Source organism: Psychrobacter sp. CX16 (assembly GCF_057396245.1).
This window is the reverse complement of record NZ_JBXYJF010000017.1, coordinates 23598-45902: the sequence shown is the minus strand read 5'-3', so window position 1 is coordinate 45902 and position 22305 is coordinate 23598. Positions and strand designations below refer to the sequence as shown.

Annotated in this window: 16 protein-coding genes; 7 read left to right on the top strand and 9 right to left on the bottom strand. The window is 43.1% G+C overall.

Going from position 1 to position 22305, the window contains the following annotated elements:
• Positions 1-425 precede the first annotated feature (425 nt).
• Together AC2SLM_RS07885 and lon are read right to left on the bottom strand one after the other, a co-directional pair.
• Entirely contained in the window at positions 426-977 is a 552-nt protein-coding gene (locus AC2SLM_RS07885) for a superoxide dismutase family protein (protein ID WP_486553051.1), read from the bottom strand.
• 355 nt (positions 978-1332) lie between these two features.
• Positions 1333-3936, bottom strand: coding sequence for an endopeptidase La (lon, locus tag AC2SLM_RS07880; protein ID WP_486553050.1), 2604 nt, complete (start codon positions 3934-3936; stop codon positions 1333-1335).
• A 401-nt stretch (positions 3937-4337) separates the two neighbouring features.
• Here lon and AC2SLM_RS07875 point away from each other — a divergent pair, with 401 nt between their 5' ends.
• Positions 4338-5714: a Na+/H+ antiporter family protein gene (locus tag AC2SLM_RS07875; RefSeq protein ID WP_486553048.1), complete on the top strand. Its 1377-nt coding sequence runs from the start codon at positions 4338-4340 to the stop codon at positions 5712-5714.
• Between the two features lie 566 nt (positions 5715-6280).
• Here AC2SLM_RS07875 and AC2SLM_RS07870 read toward each other — a convergent pair.
• Positions 6281-6580 (bottom strand): hypothetical protein, encoded by a 300-nt coding sequence (locus AC2SLM_RS07870; protein WP_486553046.1) that lies wholly within the window; start codon positions 6578-6580, stop codon positions 6281-6283.
• The gene (locus AC2SLM_RS07865; protein ID WP_486553045.1) at positions 6577-7176 is read right to left on the bottom strand and encodes a 5-formyltetrahydrofolate cyclo-ligase; all 600 of its coding nucleotides are present in this window, start codon (positions 7174-7176) and stop codon (positions 6577-6579) included. Before AC2SLM_RS07865 ends, AC2SLM_RS07870 begins: the two co-directional genes overlap by 4 nt.
• A 338-nt stretch (positions 7177-7514) precedes the next feature.
• Here AC2SLM_RS07865 and fumC point away from each other — a divergent pair, with 338 nt between their 5' ends.
• Positions 7515-8903 (top strand): class II fumarate hydratase, encoded by a 1389-nt coding sequence (fumC, locus tag AC2SLM_RS07860; protein ID WP_486553044.1) that lies wholly within the window; start codon positions 7515-7517, stop codon positions 8901-8903.
• Positions 8904-10005: 1102 nt separating this feature from the next.
• A complete protein-coding gene (locus tag AC2SLM_RS07855; protein WP_486553042.1) occupies positions 10006-10437 on the top strand; it encodes an ACP-like domain-containing protein in 432 nt (143 codons plus the stop codon).
• Positions 10438-10678: 241 nt separating this feature from the next.
• Here AC2SLM_RS07855 and ybeY read toward each other — a convergent pair whose 3' ends face one another.
• Both ybeY and AC2SLM_RS07845 read right to left on the bottom strand, forming a co-directional pair.
• The gene (ybeY, locus tag AC2SLM_RS07850) at positions 10679-11233 is read right to left on the bottom strand and encodes an rRNA maturation RNase YbeY (protein ID WP_486553040.1); all 555 of its coding nucleotides are present in this window, start codon (positions 11231-11233) and stop codon (positions 10679-10681) included.
• 168 nt (positions 11234-11401) lie between these two features.
• A complete protein-coding gene (locus tag AC2SLM_RS07845; protein WP_486543420.1) occupies positions 11402-12538 on the bottom strand; it encodes a PhoH family protein in 1137 nt (378 codons plus the stop codon).
• A gap of 558 nt (positions 12539-13096) precedes the next feature.
• On the opposite strand from AC2SLM_RS07845, the gene AC2SLM_RS07840 reads away from it, so the two are divergent.
• The 3 genes from AC2SLM_RS07840 (at position 13097) to AC2SLM_RS07830 (ending at position 16507) form a co-directional block, all read left to right on the top strand.
• Positions 13097-14386 carry an FAD-dependent monooxygenase gene (locus AC2SLM_RS07840; RefSeq protein WP_486553038.1) on the top strand — a complete coding sequence of 430 codons (1290 nt, stop codon included), beginning with the start codon at positions 13097-13099 and terminating at the stop codon, positions 14384-14386.
• Positions 14387-14476: 90 nt separating this feature from the next.
• Positions 14477-15787, top strand: coding sequence for an FAD-dependent oxidoreductase (locus AC2SLM_RS07835; protein WP_486553036.1), 1311 nt, complete (start codon positions 14477-14479; stop codon positions 15785-15787).
• 39 nt (positions 15788-15826) lie between these two features.
• Positions 15827-16507 carry an OmpA family protein gene (locus tag AC2SLM_RS07830; protein WP_486553035.1) on the top strand — a complete coding sequence of 227 codons (681 nt, stop codon included), beginning with the start codon at positions 15827-15829 and terminating at the stop codon, positions 16505-16507.
• Between the two features lie 72 nt (positions 16508-16579).
• On the opposite strand, the gene AC2SLM_RS07825 is transcribed toward AC2SLM_RS07830, so the two are convergent.
• The 3 genes from AC2SLM_RS07825 to nadA all read right to left on the bottom strand — a co-directional run bounded on the left by AC2SLM_RS07825 (position 16580) and on the right by nadA (position 20945).
• A complete protein-coding gene (locus AC2SLM_RS07825) occupies positions 16580-17488 on the bottom strand; it encodes a LysO family transporter (protein ID WP_486553076.1) in 909 nt (302 codons plus the stop codon).
• Positions 17489-17737: 249 nt separating this feature from the next.
• A complete protein-coding gene (gene nadB / locus AC2SLM_RS07820; protein ID WP_486553034.1) occupies positions 17738-19699 on the bottom strand; it encodes an L-aspartate oxidase in 1962 nt (653 codons plus the stop codon).
• A 52-nt stretch (positions 19700-19751) separates the two neighbouring features.
• Positions 19752-20945 (bottom strand): quinolinate synthase NadA, encoded by a 1194-nt coding sequence (nadA, locus tag AC2SLM_RS07815; RefSeq protein WP_486553033.1) that lies wholly within the window; start codon positions 20943-20945, stop codon positions 19752-19754.
• Positions 20946-21147: 202 nt separating this feature from the next.
• On the opposite strand from nadA, the gene AC2SLM_RS07810 reads away from it, so the two are divergent.
• Positions 21148-22224: an NUDIX hydrolase gene (locus tag AC2SLM_RS07810; protein WP_486553075.1), complete on the top strand. Its 1077-nt coding sequence runs from the start codon at positions 21148-21150 to the stop codon at positions 22222-22224.
• Positions 22225-22305 lie beyond the last annotated feature (81 nt).

Sequence of the window (22305 nt, the reverse complement as noted above, 5' to 3'; positions counted from 1 at the left end):
AAAGCTTAAATGGGTTATTAGTAGTGCTACCAAAAATAAGTTTTTGAGCGCGACTCTTAATGAATTTGAATGAAGGTTTTGAGTTAATAATAGGAGGAGACAGGGTGTCTCTGATGAGATAAGTATAACAAATTGAGCGTAACTAGATAGGGGGTAGTGGTGACCATGCGACAGGTATTGTCGTGAATAAATAAAACGGTTAGGCCCCTTTATGATAGGGATGTTTGGATGAGATAAATAAGGTCATAACCCAAGGTAGGTAAAGGCGTAGATAAAGGCTTTAGTTCAACAGACCTAAGTAAACCACGGTTATCAAATGATAAAAAAGGGCCAGCTTAATAAAAAGCTGACCCTTTATCTATAGCGATGTATAAGTTAATCGAATATTAATTTAAAATTATCACATTCGATTTTTTCAATGATGCTTAGATTTTTTCAATAATACCACAGGCGATGCGGTCACCAGCATTACCTGATGGTTGGCTAACATAGTCATCAGCGCCGGCATGTACGATAAAGGCACGACGATAGACACTGTTAACGCCTGACATTGCAACAGAAATGTCCTTCTTAACGAAGTTCATAGTGGCAACACCATTTTCATCAGCAGTGACGTTAGGTAAGTCGCCTGCATGGCTCTCTGTAGAAGCGGGATTACCATGTGGCTTATCATAGGGATTGTAGTGGCCCCCTGCTGCTTTGCCCATATTTTTGCAGCTACCCGTTTCATGGATATGAACGGCCACTGTCGAACCAGGATTAAATCCCTCAAGCTTACCATATACTTGTACGCCACCAACCACAGGACGCAAATACATCTCGCCAAGTTGTGCATGGTTTTGATCAACGGTATAAATTTTTGACTTTAGAACAGGATCTGTATGATCAATGCCATTTATATTAGGATTGCTGCTTTGACAAGCACTAAGAGTAATGGCAGAAGCTATAATAGCTGAGGCGGTTAATAATTTTTTCATATTTGACTCCAATAAATTGACTGTATATTTAAATTAGCTATATATTAGACTAATACGTACAAATACGCACTAAATTAATGTTTGGGATTATTATTAGAATACTTACATGAATTAGTATAACGCTATGATTAAAGAAACAATTAGTGTAAGCGTTGCAATAAGTTATTAAATGTTAATAAAGCAAAAAAATAGTTATAAGCTACTCTTGCATCATATATTCCTGACAAACAAACCTAAGAGATAAAAAAAGCTGCTTATCTTATAGATAAGCAGCTTTTGACAATAACGGTCTATTAGAAATACATCGAAACTAAGTACTTAGTCGCTTTCTATTAGATTTAGATAAATTTATAGGTTAGCTACGTAACGTTTTTTGCGATTTGGTTGTATCAACCGCGACCTTGCTAGGCTTTATCGGTTTTGGCATGGTAACCAAGGCCGTTTTTAATACCTCATCAATGGTTGCTACCGGCTGAATGGTCAAGCCTTCTTTGACGTTGTCTGGGATTTCACCCAAATCACGTTCATTAGATTCAGGAATCAGTACATGCTTGATACCACCGCGATGCGCGGCAAGTAGCTTCTCTTTAAGACCGCCAATACGCAGTACTTTACCGCGCAAGGTGACCTCACCTGTCATTGCAATATCTGGACGAATGGCAATGCCAGTCATCGCAGAGACGAGCGCTGTAGTCAGTGCAATACCTGCTGATGGACCGTCTTTTGGCGTCGCACCTTCTGGCATATGCACGTGCACATCTTTCGACTTAAAGGTCTCATAATCAATACCCAAAGTCTCACCGCGAGCACGAACAACACTCATTGCTGCACGAATCGACTCTTTCATCACATCGCCTAGTGAGCCGGTGTAAACAAACTCACCTTTACCTGGCATGGTAATCGCTTCGATGGTTAATAACTCACCACCAACACTGGTCCAAGCAAGGCCAGTCACGCGGCCAATTTCAGGCTGCTCTTCAGCTAAGCCAAAGTCGTATTGATGTACGCCAAGATAATCGATGATGTTATTTTCATCGACTACAACGGTATCAATCTTGGTCTTTTTAGAGGGACGCACACCATATTTTTCAATCGATTCACGTACGACTTTACGACAAATCTTGTTGACTTCGCGCTCAAGATTACGCACACCAGCTTCACGCGTATAACGCTGAACGATACTGTGCAATGCTTCTGGCACAATATCGATTTCGTCATTTTTCAGACCATTTTGCTTAATCGCCTTAGGCACTAAGTACTTCTCAGCAATGTTGATTTTCTCATCTTCGGTGTAGCCTGGCAGACGAATTACTTCCATACGGTCAAGCAGTGCAGCCGGAATATCCATGCTATTGGCGGTACAAATAAACATCACTTGCGATAAGTCTAAGTCCAAATCAAGATAATGGTCATTAAACTTATGGTTCTGTGATGGGTCTAATACCTCAAGCAGGGCAGACGCAGGGTCACCTCTGAAGTCTTGCGCCATCTTATCAATCTCATCTAGCAAGAATAGCGGATTATTTACCTCTACCTTTGCTAGTGATTGAACGATTTTACCTGGCATCGCACCAATATAAGTACGGCGGTGACCACGGATTTCTGCTTCATCACGTACACCGCCAAGTGCCATACGCACAAACTCACGACCGGTCGCACGCGCAATCGATTCACCAAGTGAGGTTTTACCCACACCTGGAGGGCCGACTAAGCACAGAATCGGACCACGTAGCTTTTTAACACGTGATTGAACCGCTAAATACTCTAAGATGCGGTCTTTCACATCTTTTAGACCATAGTGATCTTCATCAAGTACTTTCTCGGCTTTATCGAGTTTAATAGACACTTTGCTTGATTTTCTCCAAGGCGTGTCCAAAATCCACTCGATGTAGTTACGTACTACCGAAGACTCACTTGATGCTGGTGGCATCATTTTAAGCTTCTTAAGCTCTTGCTCGGCTTTTTTGCGCACGTCGTCTGGCAAGTCCGCTTCTTTTAGACGATTCTCAAGCTCTTCGATATCGTCTTCGGCATCAAAACCCCCATCGCTAATATCAGACAGCTCATTTTTAATGGCTTTCATTTTTTCATTTAAGAAATATTCACGCTGGTTGTTTTCCATCTGGCGACGCACGGTATCTTGAATCTCTTGCTCAATCGACTGCTCGGCACTTTGTTTGGCCAGATATTCTGTTAGCGTATTGATGTGCTCCGAGAGATCGTCTTTTTCTAGCAACTGCTGCTTTTCGGCCAAGTCGATAGACACACGTGTGGCAATGAAATAAATCATTTCTAACACATCTTCAATACGGTCAATAACGCGGGTTAACTCGCGGCTGTTGCGTAGACGTGCTTCTGCATAAGTTGCAAATAAGCTACGTAATGCTTTAAGCGTATTTTCTTGCTGATTTTCACTCATCTCTAGCGTAATGTCGCTGCGAGTAAAATCTGCCATCAACAATTCGCCATGGTCTTGTAGACCATCTAGGCGGGCACGGTATTGACCTTCAATCAATACCTTAATGCAGTTCTCATCGCTGTCATGAGGCATGGTGCTGACAATGCGACAAACCGTACCATATTGATATAAATTATCTTGATCAATGTCTTCGGTCAGTGAGTCTTTTTGAGCCACGACCAATACGCGGTCGTCATATTCCGCTTGCGCCAATTCAATGGCTTTTACAGAGGGCGCACGGCCCACAAATAAGGCAATTTGCATGTGCGGATAAACCACCACATCACGTAATGCTAAAAGTGGTAGGTGGCTTAAGTCTTCATTATCTTGAGCATCATCCGCTGATTGAGATGCTGTTTGGGTATCAGAATCATCAGCAGAAAGCGCACTGGCTTTGATGGTGTCATGAGCGTCCTGCTCTAATTCACTATCTAGGTCGCGCCCAATGTCATCATTAAGCTGCTCAACACTGCTGTCATAATCTTTATCTGATTTACTCATATTTTTTCCTATTGTCGTTTGACATAAACCTTCTTAAACTGAAGTTATTTTATGCTATGACTAACTAAATGGTGGTGATAAGTGAGAATTGCAAGCTTTGTCGGCGAGCTTTTGCATCTAAGCGGCCGTTAAAAACAAAAATCGGTTAGAATGAGCGATTTGTAACGTCATTTTTACGCACTGTTAAGATTCCTAATAGATTTAATGTATCACGACTTGTGACAGGACAGTTATAGATAAGGTCGATATAAGCGCTTTACAAGTAAGACACTTTACAAGTAAGAAGCGCGATACGGTATGAATCATCCAATAGCGCTGGTTGGCAAGTGTCGATAGGGCTTAAGCCCGTTTTAAAGGTGCTAAAATAACGGTCAAACTAAGGGCGAGTAAGAGGATTGATTATGATAAATGCGGTATTGTTAGCAGTGGTGGTCATGCTAGGGTTGTCACTGGTTCGAGTGCATGTGGTGCTCAGCTTACTAATCGGCGCTATGGTCGGCGGCTTGGTCGGTGGGCTCGGTATTGATGCAACTCTTGCTGCCTTCCAAGAAGGGATTAAAAACGGGGCTCAGATTGCCTTATCTTATGCATTACTTGGTGCATTTGCGGTGGCCATTGCCCATTCAGGATTGCCGCAATCGTTATCCAATAGTGTAATTAATCGCATTAATAGTCAGCAAACTGGCGGCAGTACATTGTCTATTAAGTGGCTGTTGTTCTTTGGTCTGGTATTGATGAGTGTGTTTAGTCAAAACCTCATTCCGATTCATATCGCCTTTATTCCGCTAATTATTCCGCCATTACTGATGGTATTTAACCGCTTGCAGATAGACAGACGATTGCTGGCGTGTTTGATGACCTTTGGTTTGGTCACCACCTATATGTTTCTGCCCTACGGCTTTGGTGAAATCTATCTCGACCAAATTATGTTAAAAAACGTCGGTGAAGCAGGGCTTGATACCGCAAATATTTCAGTGATGCACGCCATGGCTATTCCGGCACTTGGCATGTTAAGCGGCTTATTAATCGCAGTATTTTTTAGTTATCGTAAGTCGCGTCAGTATCAGCTCAATGCCCAAAATGTCGAGTCTTATTCCGATACACAGAGCACCGTCCAAAAAGATGCTTTATCTAACGCGGCTGCTGGTGCAAAAGCGCCTAGTAAAAGTAAAACTATTATTGCACTGCTTGCGATTGTTATAGCCTTTGTGGTTCAGCTTTATACGGATTCGTTACTCTTAGGTTCACTGTTTGGTTTTGGCGTATTTATGGCAACTGGTGTGGTCAAATGGAACGAAGCGGACAGTGTCTTTAATGAAGGTATTAAGCTGATGGCAATGATTGGCTTTATTATGATTACCGCACAAGGCTTTGCAGAGGTGATGAAAGCCACGGATCAAATCGCACCGCTCATTGAAGGGGCAACCAATTTATTCGCAGGTAATAAAGGTGTCGCCGCTTTGGTCATGTTAGCGATTGGGCTGATTGTGACGATGGGTATTGGGTCGTCTTTCTCGACTATTCCGATTATTGCTGCCATTTATGTGCCACTGTGTATGGCGATGGGCTTTTCACCACTGGCAACGGTGGCTATTATCGGTACGGCAGGGGCGCTTGGGGATGCAGGCTCTCCTGCTTCTGACTCAACACTTGGCCCGACATCAGGATTGGATGTAGATGGTCAGCACGACCATATTAAAGACAGTGTGATTCCAACGTTCTTACACTTTAATATCCCGCTACTTATTTTTGGCTGGATTGCGGCGATGGTATTGTAACCTGCTGTTTTAGTGATAATTTTTACATTAAAAAAGCGAGTGTCGACTATTCGACGCTCGCTTTTTTTGTGGAATGAGATTAGATGTGCTAGTTATAAAAATAGCGACACACTTGCCAAATGCAGGTTAATAACAGATAAGCAGAAGAGATTAATAGCCAAAATACAAGGTTAGCCAGAGGTAGCGACGCAAACATAATAAATGATATAAAGAAGCTTAGGAGCAACAAAGTGATGGCTAACATTAGCAGGAACTTCCAGAGACTTTTCATATAAAAATCAATCACCCCCAATACAGTTATATGAAATAACATCACCGCATTCATATTAATAACCAAATTGATAGGATAATAGTCGTCAGGTTGATCAATGTACTCTATCGCATAATAATCAGGTATATAGCCTGCCATGATAATTTTATAGACAAATACAGCCCATAAGATAACAAAGACGACCTTAAACGGCTGGGCTTTAATATAACCGAGAATAGAAAGTAGATACTGCCTTGTATTTTTCATATGGTCCTTTTATAAGATTGCTCTTTATTTTACTATTTTAATGCGCTATTTAGTCCTCAAACTTATCAATTCCAGACGTCAAATAGCCCACCAGATCATCACCACTTTCCATCAAGACTTTCAACTTGTCGGGATTAATTAAACGGGCCAATTCCTTTTGCGTAAAAAGTTGCTCTTCAGGCGATAACGGACGCTGATTAAGAGTGCTATTTTTTTGTTCTAACTGCTGCAAATGTCGGTCTACGATATCAGCACTAGAGAGTTTGCAAGCGTTATCATCATTATGGTCTGTACTCTGGTTTGAGGAGTTTAAACTTGCTTTAGCAGGTAACTTATTATCAGCACTCATTTGAACCACCTTATTTTTTTAGGGGTAATTAACGCATGAAGCGGCACATCCCACGGCTGAGTATGTAGTTGTGGAACGACTTGGAACTCATAACACCAACCAACACGTAATGGTTTTTTACGATTGTATCTATAAGAGCAAGCTAAAGTAGTGTCATAAAAGCCACCTCCCATCCCCATACGATTGCCATGCTCATCAGCAGCGACTAACGGACATAGTATTAAATCTAAATCATGCACCCCAATGAGGTGACGTTGTTTGGATTCCTTCATGCCAAAGCGATGACGAACAGTCGGCAAAGCAGCTAGCCTATTTTGGTGAACCGGTACAAAACGCATGGTTTTATTGTCTTTGCCAAATGTATTGATCACGGGAATATAGGCGCTAAATCCCATGCGCTTGCACCAATCCAACAGGGGCTGCGTTGGCAGTTCACCAAAGCCGTCAATATATATTCCCACCTTCGCACCTTTGGATAGGCGAGGGGTAAGCTTTGGTAAATGACGACTGGCAAGCGTGGCCGCCGTACGACGTTGCTGCTCAGTTAGGGCGCGGCGCTGTTTATTAATATCACGTCGAGAAGGGTTATTGGTCATAGTTTGCTTTATAATAGTCGGGTCAAAATTTAGGGAGCTGAGTAGTAAGGGCTTGGTAAAATATAGACACAGCACTTAGCTTGAATTGTTTGACAAACTAGGCGTATTATTAACGGCATCTTATCGTAAGTGAGTGCTTATTTTCATCATGATTTTATGGCCGCTTAAATGCGTTTGGCAGTGAGTCATGCTATCATAATTGCGCTCGATTTAACTTATGCCACATTTGCTGGTGAGCTGAGCAATCAATGCCTGTTATTTTATAGCCAGTCATTATTTTATAATCAGTAATACCATAACAAATTCTTTTAGCTTTTATAACTAAAACAGGAGACATCATGTCAACTCGTACCGAAAAAGATACCATGGGCAATGTAGAAGTACCTCAGGATGCCTATTGGGGTGCTCAAACTCAGCGTAGCCGCGAGAACTTCAAAATTGGTGGCGAAACGCTTCCTCGTCCAATGATTGAAGCGATGGCATTGGTTAAAAAAGCAGCGGCTATCACTAATGCAAGCCTTGGCCGTATTGAAGAGAGCCAACGCGACCTCATTGTCCAAGCCGCTGACGAAGTGATTAATGGTGGTCTTACTGATCAGTTCCCATTAGTAGTATGGCAGACCGGTTCTGGTACTCAGTCAAACATGAACATGAACGAAGTGCTTGCTAACCGTGCGAACGAAATCGCCGGCTCTGAGCGTGGTACTTATAAGCCAATCCATCCAAATGACCATGTCAATCATGCACAGTCAACCAACGATAGCTTCCCAACGGCTATTCGTGTGGCAGCAGCGCGTCAAATCAATAGCCTGTTAATCCCAGCGGTTAAAGCGCTACGTGACACGCTAGACAAAAAAGCCAAAGAATTCGATAGCATCGTAAAAATTGGCCGTACGCATTTACAAGATGCAACGCCATTGACTTTAGGTCAAGAATTCAGCGGCTATGTGAGCCAGCTTGACCACGCGCTAACCCGTATCGACAACGCATTACAAGGCTTATATGAATTACCACTAGGCGGTACAGCGGTAGGTACCGGTCTTAACTCACACCCAGACTATGCGGTTAAAGCCGCTGAGCAATTATCAGAGCTAACCGGCCTGCCATTTGTAACGTCGCCAAACAAATTTGAAGCCCTAGCTGCCCGTGATGCTGAAGTATTTGCATCAGGTGCTCTAAAAACACTAGCGGCAAGCCTGAACAAAATCGCTAACGACGTTCGCTGGTTAGCCTCTGGCCCTCGCTGTGGTCTTGGCGAATTAACCATTCCTGAAAATGAGCCAGGCTCATCAATCATGCCTGGTAAAGTTAACCCAACTCAGTCAGAAGCAATGACCATGGTCGTGGCGCAAGTGATGGGTAATGATGTGACTATCAGCATGGCTGGCGCGTCTGGTAACTTTGAGCTGAACGTATTCAAGCCGGTTATAGCGTATAACTTATTACAATCGATCAGGTTATTGGGCGATGCGTGTAACAGCTTTAATGAGAACTGTGCCGTAGGTATTCAGCCGGTTAAAGACAAAATTGACCACTTCTTGCATAACTCATTGATGCTAGTCACCGCGCTAAACCGACATGTGGGCTACGAGAATGCGGCTAAGATTGCCAAAACCGCTTATAAAGAAAACAAAACCCTTAAGCAAGTTGCGGTTGAGCTTGATTTATTAACCGAAGCGCAGTTTGATGAGTGGGTTACGCCAGCCGATATGGTTCACCCTAAATAAGCGTGTGCTAAATTTGAGCCGCTACGGTGTTGACCGTCCTTGATGTACGACGTGTACAATCTTCGGTCGGTCGCCTTGTAGCAGACTCAAATTTAACCCACTTAAGTTTTAGTATTAATCAAGCTCAGCCTACGACTTGTCGTGCTTTCACTTGATTGCCTTGCTACTCAAATTTTTTGCAAAGGTATTCTAAGTTCTGATTAATATTTTGCTACGTTGTCAGACTCGCTTACTGTACGACTTGTACAGTGAGCGCTCGTCTTCCTAGTAGCCAAGTCATATCTGACAAACTATGTTATTTCTATAAAATGTTGACCGCCCTTGATGTCGCCTTTAAATAAACTAGCTACAATCTTCGGTCGGTCGCCTTGTAGCAGACTCAAATTTATCCCACTTAAGTTTAAGTATTAATCAAGCTCAGCCTACAACTTGTAGTGCTTTAACTTGATTGCCTTGCTACTCAAATTTTTTGCATAGGTATGCAGGATTAATAATATTGTTTATTGAATAATAAAGACCTTGTCATTTAATATGGCAAGGTCTTTTCGTTTGTGCCTCTATGAATGGTGACTTTGGAGCCAATCACGCTTTTTGCTACTATCTTGGTTAGATCGACGGCGGATGCTAAAGCCAGTCGCGTTCCTGCGTTGCGATAACACGACTGGCTAAGCGCCCGCAACGTCATTCTTCACCAAGTATATTCGCTCCAATCGTGGCTAAACCGCATCCCAAGGCCACATCACGAGTTAATTTGAAGAATGGGTGGAGCGGTTATTATTTTAGATTAATCCTCGCAGTCTTGTTCTCTCAACTGAAGTTCTACCAGTAACATACCATAAAGAATAAGCGGCTAATTACTCACAATTTATGTTATGTTATAACAAAACATATCATCAAAATTACGCATAAACAACAGCCTGAAATTCAGAATAATTTAATATATTCTCTCAAGTGGAACTAAAGTAAAACTCTATAAAAAGCTATACGCTATATATAATATAGACACTAATTAGAGGCTGTTGAAGTTTCTCTTTTGGTGGTAATGGCTCGGTTTTATTTAAAGTCATTTATCATGTTTTATTCATTCAAAAGAGGTGTATTTATGAAGAAGTTAACAACCCTATTATCATCTGCAACAATTTTAGCAGCAACCTTAGCTTCAGGTTCAGCGTTTGCTTATACAGACCAAGTTATGGATCCTGCAACAAGCCATGATACAGCGGTCAAAGTTAGACAAGTAAACTATACTTGCCAAAATAACAATAAGATCAGTGTTAAATATGGATTTAATAAACAAAACCTACCAACGTATGCGGAAGCTTATCTAAACGGGAAATCTAGATTCTTACCGATTAATCTTGGACGCTCAGATGATGTGGACACCGTATTTGGCGATGAAGAGAACTTTAGCATAATGAGTGACGCCCTACGACTTAATAACTATCATACATCAAACGTCAACATTCAAAATGCAAACAGTGAAATCCTTTATAAAGGCTGCGATGCCAAATCCGTTAAGAAAATTAAAGGTTAGCTGTAACATTTGATTTAAGCTTTTAAATTGAAAACTAAAAAGACCTTGTCATTTATTTGGCAAGGTCTTTTTTTTATCAGCGTGTTTCTATAATAATTATTCGCAATTGTTATTTCTAAAGACGAATCGTTATGTAATCTCACCTAAAGCCATATATTAGCAGAAAGCCCCTGATTTAAAATAAAGAGTTTTAGCTTTATCACTCTCATCTTTAACATCAGAGGTACGACTAATATACTCATTATCGTGCAATATATGGATTACTGACGCCAAGCTTCTCTAAAATAGTAATCTCAAAGCTTTCCATCTCATCTTGCTCCGCCTGCCCAAGCTCATGGTCGAAGCCGAGTAAGTGCAAAATACCATGTACTATCAAATGAGTAATATGCTCATCGGTACTTTTATTTTGCTCTTGTGCTTGAGTGGCGACTACCTCATGGCAGATGATTAATTCGCCAAGTGGAATGGTCGGCATTTGCTGTAAGATAAACGGCGGTAAGTCGCTAGGGTACGACAGTATATTAGTCGCGTAATCTTTATCACGTGCTTCAAGGTTTAGGTTTCGGCCTTCTTCAATATCGGTCAGATACACGCCAAGCTCTTTAGATTTTTCTTGCCAAAGCGAGGTATCAAGCTCAGAAAAGTAAGGCAGGCTAACACCAGACGCTTGCTGCTCATTCATCACATTTAATGTGGTCACTAAAATGGTTTGCAGCTTATCAACAGGATAATAATTAGAGACAAGCTCATCAGATAATGTTTCTGCAGCACTGATATTAATCATCAATTCAGTCATAACAAACTCATAAAATTAATTGAATATAGAAGTATGCGGATATTGTATAGGTTCAATACATAAAAAAGCCGGATAGCTATCCGACTTTATTACACTGTGCTGTTTTGGCTTAAAGCGTTTTAATAAAAGCTAAGCTAATTGTCTCATTTGATAAACAAAAGTTATCGACTACGACTTAGCGTCTGCTTTAGCTTCTTTTCGCTCTTGCTCAGCAATACGTGCACGTTTACGCGCCTCTTTTAAGGCTTCTTGCTCTTCGTCCCAGACACCATAGGCTTCAACAATCTTCTGTACCAATTGATGACGTACCACGTCTTTTGACTCAAACTTGGTTACATGAATCTCATCAATTTTACCTAAGATTTGAATCGCTTGCGCTAAGCCTGATTTATGACCACGTGGTAAATCCACCTGAGTCACATCACCGGTAATGACCGCACGTGAGCCAAAGCCTAAGCGAGTTAAGAACATCTTCATCTGCTCGGGTGTTGTGTTCTGCGCCTCATCCAAAATAACGAATGAGTTATTCAATGTACGACCGCGCATATAGGCCAGTGGTGCAATCTCAATAATTTGCTTCTCGATGAGTTTGCCTACTTTTTCAAAGCCAAGCATTTCATAAAGCGCATCATATAAAGGACGTAAATAAGGGTCAATCTTTTGGGTTAAATCACCCGGTAAGAAGCCCAGTTTTTCACCCGCTTCAACCGCTGGACGCACTAGCAAGATACGTTCAATCTCATTACGCTCTAGCATATCGACTGCACAGGCAACCGCCAAATAGGTTTTACCGGTACCGGCAGGACCCACACCGAAGGACACATCTGAGGTTAAGATGCGATTGACATAATGCTGCTGATTGCCGCCGCGAGGAATGATTTTACCTTTGCGAGTGCGTAGAGCGATGGTGTCGTAATTGGCTTCTGGGTCATGACGGTAGCTATTGCCCTGACTATAACCATCGTCATCTTTGATGTCTTTGTCATCGTCAGCAGACTCATCTTCGATGGCTGTTGCACCTTCAAAGTCACGCGATAGGCTGGCTTGAATAATCAGATGCAATTCTTCTGGGCTAATGTCATCAGCGGTTTGAGCTTCGTCAGCGAGTTTATTCAAAATATAATCAGCACGTTCCACAGCGGTTAAATCACCGGCTAAAGTGAATTTATACTGGCGCTGATTAATATGAATACCTAGACGATCTTGAATATATTTGAGGTGGTTATTGTATTCACCCACCAGTACTTTTAGCTGGGGTGAGGTTAAGAAATCGAGATTTACTTTTCGAGTGACAGTATCAGTCAAGTGATAATCCTTTTGTAATGAATGTGTTCAAAGATTTTTTGTCTTAAATTGAGTCTATTTTTAAAGGGCCAATAATAGATAATGAATGTGAGGCAATTAATTATTATTTATAGAGTCTGTGGTTTATAAGTTATGTCTCGCTTATTGTTATTTAAGCACTGTCTTTATTATGGCTGTTTAATATTGAAATTCAAGAGAATACGGATAGGCATTAAGACGGTTTTTGTAACCTTCATGTCATACGCACTATCATATGTTGTTATCTACAGGTAATCGTTCTATCTCATTGAGGTGGGTTAATAACATTATGATTTATGACAGATATTCGGCAAATATCGATTAGATACTCAAAGCGGGGTGATTTGACTCTTTTTTGAGACGCGTAATATTTGGCAGAATTGAGGTATATTAATCAAGTCAATGGCGTTAACATGGTAATATATTAAAAGATATTTCAATACTATATTTGGCTCAATCAGATAATAATTTTTGAATGAAAAGACTGTTTCTCTCTATTTATATAGATTTTTTAAATAAATAATAAAAATGAGTAGCGCTATGATAACTGATACAAGTAAGAATCATTTGAGTAAGCCAAGCGAGCCCATCACTGACCAAACCGTACTGATTGCTGGGGGCGGTCATGTGGGTCTGTCGTTTGCCTTATTATTAGCGGATAAAGGCATCGCCAGCACCTTAATTGAAAAAAACACCTATCCTGACGTTAGCCCCAAAGACGATGTGAAACGCTCGCATTATTTGGATAGCCGTAACACCGCATTATCACGCCGTACAGTGCAAATTTATCAAGAAATTGGACTGTGGGATGAGCTTCAGAGTCATGCTTGCCGTATTGACTCTGTGCAAGTCAGTGAGCAAAACAGCTTTGGTTATGCAGAGCTTAAAAAAGAAGAAGAGAAGGTCGAGTCTTTTGGTCAAGTGATGGAAAACGCTTGGCTAGGTCGTAAGCTGTTAATGGCGGTCAAAAATAATCCGCTGATTACAGTCATCGATGGAGCGACGGTTACTGAAGTGAATCAAGCCCATGATTCGGTGACGATTCACTATGATACACAGTCTGAAACTCAGCAAACGCTAACGGCAAGTATGCTGGTGGCGTGTGATGGCCGAGATTCAACGGTGCGTAATCTGCTTAATATTGGCATCAAAGATTACGATTATGGACAATCAGCTATTGTGGGCGTGGTGCAAACCGATAAGCCGCATGAGCATATTGCGATTGAGCGTTTTAGCCCAGCAGGGCCACTGGCAGTCTTGCCATTAACTGATGCCAATGGCGATGGTAACCATCCTATGCAGGCCGGCTATAGACGTTCTGTGGTATGGATTTGCAAGCGCGGTGAAGAACAGCAATATTTGGATGATGAATCGCTGTTTTTATCGACCTTACAAGAAGGGTTTGGTCAGCGTGCCGGCAAGTTCTTAAAGGCAGGCCGACGCGGTGCTTATCCACTAACTCGAGTGCTTGCTGACAAGCAGGTAGAGGGGCGCGTAGTAATTATGGGTAATGCCGCTCATACCTTGCACCCCGTGGCAGGTCAAGGCTTTAACCTATGTATGCGTGATGCGCATGTACTAGCAAAAATGCTTGAGAACCAGGTCATGCGTAGTGCAGATATTGGCGATAATCAGATGCTCAAAAACTATGAGCGTGCCCGACAAAAGGATCAGAAACGAGTGATTCGTTTTTGTGATGCTGTGGTGCATGGATTTACCCATCCCAATCCAGCAATGAAGCTTGCGCGCAATGTGGCGCTGGTTGCATTTAACAAATTGCCAAATATTAAGCCATTGGTTGCCACCTATGCGATGGGATTAAAATCCTAATCTTTGGCTATTTATACTGATGATTAATCACAATCACGTTATCACTGACTATTAACCACGCTTATCATATTTAACTATTGGACAGTCGTTATGGCAACCGCAAATCAATCTCAATCACATCATACCCTTATTATTGGTGGTGGTATCGTTGGCGCAACCTTGGCACTTAAATTAGCTCAGCAGCAGCGCCCAGTGACCCTTATTGATGCCCGTCCCGAATTTACAGAGGCTGCGTGGCAACAAAAATTGACTCACCGTGATGCACGCGTTTATGCCTTAAGTCTGGCCAGTATTGAGCTGTTGAAAGAGGTAGGCGCATGGCAATTGATTACCCAAAGTAGGCGAAAAGCGAATTACACCCAAATGCAGGTATGGCAACAAGACGGCAAGGGTGAGCTGAAGTTTGGTGATGAGGCAGTGCCGCAACTGCTTGGTAGTATGGTTGAGCCATTTGTCATTGAGCATGCGTTATATCAGCGTTTGGCAGCGGCCGATGTGGGCGAGCATCTAACGCTTGTTGCAGGTCACAAAGTGGTTGAGCTTGATTGGTTTGGTGAGCAAAAAGGGTATCAAGTTCGTTTGGATAATGGGGATACCTTACAAGGAAAATTACTCATTGGGGCTGATGGGCGTGGGTCACTGGTAAGACGTGAGGCCGGTATTGGTATCGATTCACTCGATTACAAACAAACGGCCATTTGCTGTGCAATCAAAACGCAAAAGCCGCATCAAGCTACAGCGCGTCAGCTTATGTTACCGACCGGCACACTGGCTCTATTGCCGCTTGCTGATGTCACTGATACTGACAAAGCCAATCCGCAGCATTGGCAATCGGTGGTGTGGACGCTGCCAACCAATCGAGCGTTAGAGTTATTACAACTCAATGCCGAGACAAGTGAGAATAATCAGGACAGTAATAATCAGCCGAATAATGAGGTATTACGTCAAGCGTTAGCAGCGGCAAGCCAGTACGCCTTAGGCGATATTGAACAGCTTGAATCCGTGGCTAGCTTCCCACTAAATGCACAGCAGGCCACTCATTATGTCAAAGAGAACTTAGCATTGGTGGGTGATGCGGCACACGGTGTGCATCCGCTGGCAGGTCAGGGCTTGAATCTAGGTATGCTCGATGTGACTGCTTTAGTAGATGCTTTGATGACTGATTATGAGCGTAGTGGTCACAAACTTTGGGGCGAGCTATCGACTTTGCGCCGTTATGAGCGTGAGTGTCGTCCTCATAATAGTGTGATGATGCATAGCTTCTCCTTGATGAATTGGTTGTTTGCCGGTGATTTTGCGGCACTGCGTCCGGTTCAGCAGATACGTAGTGAGGGCATGTATCAAGTAGGTAAGATTAAGCCGTTGATGAGATTCTTTACGAAGAGGGCAAGCGGGGTTTAGATGGAAGTTTCTAGGTTGGCTTCAGTGGCTATGCTAAGTATGAACACGTTAACCATATTAGGATGTCAAACTGCTTCGACCACCACTGTTCCTACGCCAAAATCTATCCCCGAGTCTACTCCTATACCAAAATTCAAAGCTATTGTTCCAGACAGCGATGGAGATGGGGTTATCGACAATCAGGATGTCTGTCCAAACACACCACAAAATATGGTTGTAGATGATAAAGGATGTACTACCATTTTAAATGACTTTACGAATGAACTTGAATTAGAGATGCAGATTTATTTCCCGTCGTTTACTCGTCAAGTACCTAATGTTTATCATCTTGAATTCCTTAAGATAAAAGAAAAGATTATTGAATATCCGACGACTCAAATTTTATTATTTGGTCATGCATCTTCTAATGAAATACGCAAAACAAATAGCAACAATACATTATCTCAAGACCGCGCTGTAATGGTAAAGTATAGACTGGTCATGGATTACAATATTCCAGTTGAGCGAATTACAACTTATGATTGTTTAAATAGGTTGCCGCTGAAAGAGACAAAAGGTGTAATAGCATATGATGAAATGCATGAGACTAAAGACGGTAGAGTGACCGTTAAAGTAAGTACTGAAGTTAAGGATTTAAATACTATTAAGTCTTCTCATTTAAGTAGTGAATATAAAACTTACTCGCAGAACTGCGAGTTAGTGAATGAGTTGGATAAATAGTCAGCCAGTATTACTCATCATATCTCACGCTCTCAACCTGTAAAATAACGTTCTTATCTTAATCAGTCATTTCTACCCAAACGATGAAAACGCCACCATCAATACCGGTGCCACAATATTAATGATAAAGCCGAAGCTAATGGCCGAAGGCACCACGCCCAGTCCGCCTGATTGCTGAATAACAGGCAGGGTAAAGTCCAAACTAGTCGCACCACCAAGCCCAACTGCCGCCGATGGTGTGTTACGCATAAATAGCGGAATAAACAACAGGGCAAAGAACTCACGCACCAAGTCATTAAACAGCGCTACACTGCCCCAAACTGCACCGTAAGCATCGGTCATGACAATGGCCGACAACGAATACCAACCAAATCCTGAAGCTAAGGCGAGACTTTTAGTTAACGATGCCTCAGGGAATATCAATGAGAATATCACGCCACCAAGCAGCACACAGACTGTAAAAATCACACTGGTTTGGATGCCGCGTTTACTCAGTAGAACTTCTTTGAGAGTAATCCCCGAACCCTTCAAGCCAATACCAACCAGTAGAATTAATATCATTAACAGACCAGTCATGGTGTTTGCTGGCGGCATAAAATGCTCGGGTAAAAATAGCCCAATAATAAAGCCAAACGCCACGCAGCATACTTGAATGAGACTACCACGGATACTGACCTTGGGAGCCGCATGACTATTCTTACCGGCCGCAGTCCAAGGTACCAGTCGATCAAACACCATTAGGCCTGCTAAGCCTGTACCAATCGTCAATATTGACAGCACACTGACATAAAGTACGATATCACCGATTTGGCTACCTAAGCCCTCGACCTGTGCCAGCTCAATACCGATCAAGGTCAGAATAATATATACCAAATAGCCCAATATCCGCTCTGAGTAGTGAATCAAGGTCTTATTTAAGGGAAACGCAAAACCGATAAAAAGAGGCGCTAAAACCAAAACAAGAGTGACAAAGCTTTGCATATTCTGAGATAAAGACATGATGACGGCACGCAGACTAAGAGAGGTTGGGGTTATGAGCTAAGTCGGTAGCAATAAGAAAAAATGTAACTGGCGATTCTATCACAGCTACTCACGAAGTCCTATAAGCAGACCGGTAACCAAAAAGAGGACGCTCGTATTGCGCTACGAACGTCCTCTTTTAAGATTAGGCTTTTGGCTGATTTATGTGCTTACCCGCCTGATTAAATTTACTACGCCAAGCTTACTAATCTAAGCAGTTTGTGCTAATTGAGCCTTGGTCTGCTTTACTGGTTGAATAACCGGTTGAACAGCCACAGTCTCATCCAAGATAGGATTGTCCACTGTTTGAGACTCAGAACTATTGTCAGTAGAGTCAATCGGGCGCACCACGCTAATGGCGGGTATGTTGCTTAGAGCAGGGAAGTCATTACGACTGTGCCCGCCGCGGCTTTCCTCACGAGTTAGCGCCGATTGCAATAATAACGAGGCCAAGGTTAATAAACGCTGCCAACGAAAGTTATCTAAATCAAAGTCTGTATCGGTCAAAGCTGTTATCGATCGCTGTTGATTTTTGCAGGCCAAAACCTGATTCAGTGCTTCTTTTAACTCATCCGCGCTGCGTCTAATGCCCATCTTATTAGTCATCAGGGTTTTTAATTGCTTAATCGTGCTGATATCGCTAATGACGTCTAAGTCTGAGTTAGCTAATAGAGGTGAGTTTTGATTCAATAAATCAGTTAATGGCACATCAAATTGAGCATGAGCGGCGACTGCGTCAGGCTCAGATATGTTCACATTTTTATTGGCATGAATAGCTGCTTGCTCAACAGTTTCTAGCTCACCAAAGCAGTTCCAGTCATTATTATCATTGAGATAACGCGGTAAATGCTGAGCAATCTCACGGCCTACAACCACGCACTCAAGCAGCGAGTTGCTAGCAAGACGATTGGCACCATGTAGCCCTGTATTAGCGACTTCGCCTGCAGCATATAGACCCTTGATATCCGTCTTACCTTCTGCTGTAGTAACAACACCGCCACACGTGTAATGCGCGGTAGGCGCCACTGGAATAGGGGCCTTGGTAATATCTATGCCAAGCTCTAGACAGTGAGCATAGATATCGGGGAAATGCTCTTGAACAAAAGCGGCAGGCTTGTGAGAGATGTCTAAATGCACGTAGCCAAGCTTATTCTTACTAATCTCGTTGGCAATAGCACGGGCCACGATATCACGCGGTGCTAACTCTTCACGAGGGTCATAATTTGGCATAAAGCGTTCATGGGTAAGGGGGCAACGTAGCAATCCGCCTTCACCGCGAACCGCTTCTGATATCAGAAAATTACTCTGATTGCCTTCGCTGTCGCTATGGACCAGTCCGGTGGGATGGAACTGGATGAACTCAAGATTCGCCAATCGACAACCGGCTTCCCACGCCATCATAATCCCATCACCGACACACACATCAGGGGCAGTGGCACGACTAAATAGTTTGCCCAATCCGCCACTGGCGATAACCACTGCTTGACTGTCAAACTTAATAAGCACGTTATTCTGGGTGTCAATCACTTGGGCACCCGTGCAGTGCTGATTATCTGTTAGTAAGCGCAGTGCTTCATGATAAGGACGAACATCAATATGGGTTGCAGCAAGTGCTTGTTGATGTAGCGCTTGCATAATGTGCTTGCCAGTCGCGTCATCGGCATGCGCCACACGGCGGCGACCATGTCCGCCTTCTTTTGTTAGATGCAGCTCTGCTAAGGTTGCGTTTTTGGATAAGTCAGACTCAATATTGTCACCGTCACCATTGGTGGTGAACGGCACATCGTGCTTAAGTAGCCAATCAATGGCATCGGCACCTTGCGCTAAAATTTGAGTGGTCGCACTCACATCACATAGGTCATCACCGGCAATTAAGGTATCGCTTACGTGCTCAGCCACACTGTCATTGCTATCAATCGCGGCTGCGATACCGCCTTGAGCATAATGGCTCGAGCACGCTTGCAAATCCTCTTTTGCCAATACCACTATGTTTAGGTGGCTTGGTAAAGATAACGCAGTACTCAGCCCTGCTAGGCCAGCACCAATAATCAACACATCGCACTGCTCATGCCTCATGCTATGTTTTACAGGCAATGCTTTAGTCTGATTAACAGAAGACGCAGCGCTATTAAAGTCTGCGCTAAGAGTATGAGCAGTTTGGCGTGTTGGCATTGTTTGGTCTCTTATGGTTATGCGAGCGTTTAATAAATGAGTGCTGGTAAACTTAAGCAGGACCCACGTTTTCAAATAAAGGACGGTCTTTAAGGAAGTCACCACTGGTCGCCACGCGGCGTTTTTGTGCAGCAGCAAAGTCGAGCATACGCTGTAGCGGCTTTAAGGCAGCAGCGGCTAACTCAGGCTCAAGCTTAATCTCGCCCGTGCCGTTTTCTAAGCATTGCTCAATACCTTTAAGACCATTCATCGCCATCCAAGGGCAGAACGCACAGCTCTTACAGGTGGCACTCTCGCCTGCGGTAGGGGCGGCTAAGAAGCGCTTATGCGGTGATTGTTTTTGCATTTCATGCAAGATGCCTAAATCCGTACCGACGATAAAGGTCTCAGCGTCCATCTCTTTGGTTGCGTTTAACAGCTTACTGGTTGAACCGACCACATCGGCCAGTTGCACCACGCTGTCAGGAGATTCTGGGTGAACCAAAACAACAGCATCTGGATTTTCTGCTTTTAATTGCTCAAGCTCACGGGCTTTAAATTCGTTATGCACAATGCATGAGCCTTGCCAAAGCAGCATGTCAGCGCCGGTTTCTTTTTGGATATATTTACCCAAATGACGATCAGGGCCCCAGATGATTTTCTGACCTTGTTCATGCAAATGCGTCACAATCTCTAGACCAACAGATGAAGTCACAACCCAGTCTGCACGCGCTTTTACTTCGGCGCTGGTATTGGCATAGACCACGACTGTGCGATCCGGATGTTGGTCACAAAACGCGCTGAATTCATCAATAGGACAGCCCAAATCCAGCGAACATTCTGCCTCTAAATCTGCCATTAATACGGTTTTTTCCATGCTTAAGATTTTGGCAGACTCACCCATAAAGCGCACACCAGCAACGACCAAGGTATGGGCTTCGTGCTCTTTACCAAAGCGTGCCATCTCTAACGAGTCGCCGACACAGCCGCCCGTTTCTAATGCCAAATCTTGAATATAAGGGTCTACATAGTAATGCGCTACCAGTACGGCATTGTGCTCTTTTAGCAGACGCTTGATATTAGCGACCACCTCTTGGCGCTCACTGCGCGATAACTCAGCAGGTATCTTAGCCTTAGCATAATCAATATCGATTTGGGTAACCGGCGATGAGCTCTGTTGATTGCTTTGCGCCAGTGTTGGCGCATCATATGCGAATAACTCTATTTTCTCAGCGGGCTGTGTTGATGTGGCTTGTGAGGTTGTCATAGAAAAATCCCTTGTTTCTTGAATGAAGTCTTGAATGAAGTAATGTATGTCATAAAATAGGCCAGTGTTGTAATTATGCTCATTTTGAGCATAATTACAAGGTCTTTTTTATATCTATCTAAGTACTTGTGTTGCACTTATCGTGTAATTGTGTGGATTTCTCGATATACTAGAGCTCTTTATTTTGACCCAATTAATTAATATGAGCTTGTCGTTTTCTCACGCCCATGTTCAAGGCAGCGGCACCACAGAGGTGGTGGCGGTGCTGATTGCCATCACTAATAACACTGCGCGAGTGTTAACGGTCGAAGATGGCAAGTTATTACCAAACGGTCCATTGATGCCGCTGCATCGTTCACTGCAAGCGGGCGTACGCCAGTGGGTAGAGGAGCAAACCCACCAACCGCTAGGCTACATTGAGCAGTTATATACCTTTGTAGATACTAATAGGCGTAATAAAGAGGGGCATGCGCTGGTCTATGTCAGTTACATGGGATTGGTGCAGGAAGGGGCGATACCGCTAGATAAACCGCAACCTCATAAAAATGTAGCCAATCAAACGCAGTTACCGAAAGACAACGCCGCCCTATGGAGAGATTGGTACGATTATTTCCCGTGGGAAAATCATATTAATAAGGAGCCTATTGAGGCAGTAAAAGCCATTACTGCTGAGTTAAAAAAATGGGCAGATGCAGCGCAGACAGCAAATCTAAAGAAAAAACGTCTACAGCGTATTTATCTGTGCTGGGGTGGTGATTGGGAAGAGAATGAATCTGAGTTTGATAAGGTGATTACCACTCAAAGCAGTAGCGCTAAAGAGATGTTTACCAAGTGGGTTGCCGAACATGCTCTGCTGCGTTACGAGATGCTATATGAGGCGGGCTTGTTACCAGAATCGCCGTATTATAATGCTGCCAAACTGCCCAAGGAATGGCAAAAAGTTACCGGTGAGCCGATGTATTATGATCACCGCCGTGTGATTGCTACTGCTATTTCGCGGCTGCGTGCCAAGATTGAATACCGTCCGCTTATTTTCGGCTTGTTACAACAGGAATTCACCTTACTACAGCTGCAACAAAGTGTGGAGGCCTTATCTGGAGTCACACTACATAAGCAAAACTTTAGACGATTGCTTGAGAGTCAAAACCTTCTTGAGCCCACTGGCAATAGTAGTCAGACAGGGCGAGGGCGTCCTGCCAAATTATATCGTTTCCGCTTTGATGTAGAGCTACAAAGCTTGCTGATGGACAGTAAGTTGCCTAAACGCAATCATCGTTAGTCGTCATATCCCTGTTGGTGATTGGTTAGTCACTAAGCATTATTCATTGCTAATGCGTTTATTCTCAGTTATATTTATGCT

What these genes read in the sequence shown, in the direction of transcription:
- AC2SLM_RS07875 (WP_486553048.1), top strand. Translation starts at nt 4,338, where the DNA reads ATGATAAATGCGGTATTGTTAGCAGTGGTGGTCATGCTAGGGTTGTCA.
- lon (WP_486553050.1), bottom strand. Translation starts at nt 3,936, where the DNA reads ATGAGTAAATCAGATAAAGATTATGACAGCAGTGTTGAGCAGCTTAAT.
- nadB (WP_486553034.1), bottom strand. Translation starts at nt 19,699, where the DNA reads ATGCCAACACGCCAAACTGCTCATACTCTTAGCGCAGACTTTAATAGC.
- AC2SLM_RS07835 (WP_486553036.1), top strand. Translation starts at nt 14,477, where the DNA reads ATGGCAACCGCAAATCAATCTCAATCACATCATACCCTTATTATTGGT.
- AC2SLM_RS07840 (WP_486553038.1), top strand. Translation starts at nt 13,097, where the DNA reads ATGATAACTGATACAAGTAAGAATCATTTGAGTAAGCCAAGCGAGCCC.
- fumC (WP_486553044.1), top strand. Translation starts at nt 7,515, where the DNA reads ATGTCAACTCGTACCGAAAAAGATACCATGGGCAATGTAGAAGTACCT.
- AC2SLM_RS07825 (WP_486553076.1), bottom strand. Translation starts at nt 17,488, where the DNA reads ATGCAAAGCTTTGTCACTCTTGTTTTGGTTTTAGCGCCTCTTTTTATC.
- AC2SLM_RS07865 (WP_486553045.1), bottom strand. Translation starts at nt 7,176, where the DNA reads ATGACCAATAACCCTTCTCGACGTGATATTAATAAACAGCGCCGCGCC.
- AC2SLM_RS07870 (WP_486553046.1), bottom strand. Translation starts at nt 6,580, where the DNA reads ATGAGTGCTGATAATAAGTTACCTGCTAAAGCAAGTTTAAACTCCTCA.
- AC2SLM_RS07885 (WP_486553051.1), bottom strand. Translation starts at nt 977, where the DNA reads ATGAAAAAATTATTAACCGCCTCAGCTATTATAGCTTCTGCCATTACT.
- AC2SLM_RS07830 (WP_486553035.1), top strand. Translation starts at nt 15,827, where the DNA reads ATGAACACGTTAACCATATTAGGATGTCAAACTGCTTCGACCACCACT.
- AC2SLM_RS07810 (WP_486553075.1), top strand. Translation starts at nt 21,148, where the DNA reads ATGAGCTTGTCGTTTTCTCACGCCCATGTTCAAGGCAGCGGCACCACA.
- AC2SLM_RS07855 (WP_486553042.1), top strand. Translation starts at nt 10,006, where the DNA reads ATGAAGAAGTTAACAACCCTATTATCATCTGCAACAATTTTAGCAGCA.
- ybeY (WP_486553040.1), bottom strand. Translation starts at nt 11,233, where the DNA reads ATGACTGAATTGATGATTAATATCAGTGCTGCAGAAACATTATCTGAT.
- nadA (WP_486553033.1), bottom strand. Translation starts at nt 20,945, where the DNA reads ATGACAACCTCACAAGCCACATCAACACAGCCCGCTGAGAAAATAGAG.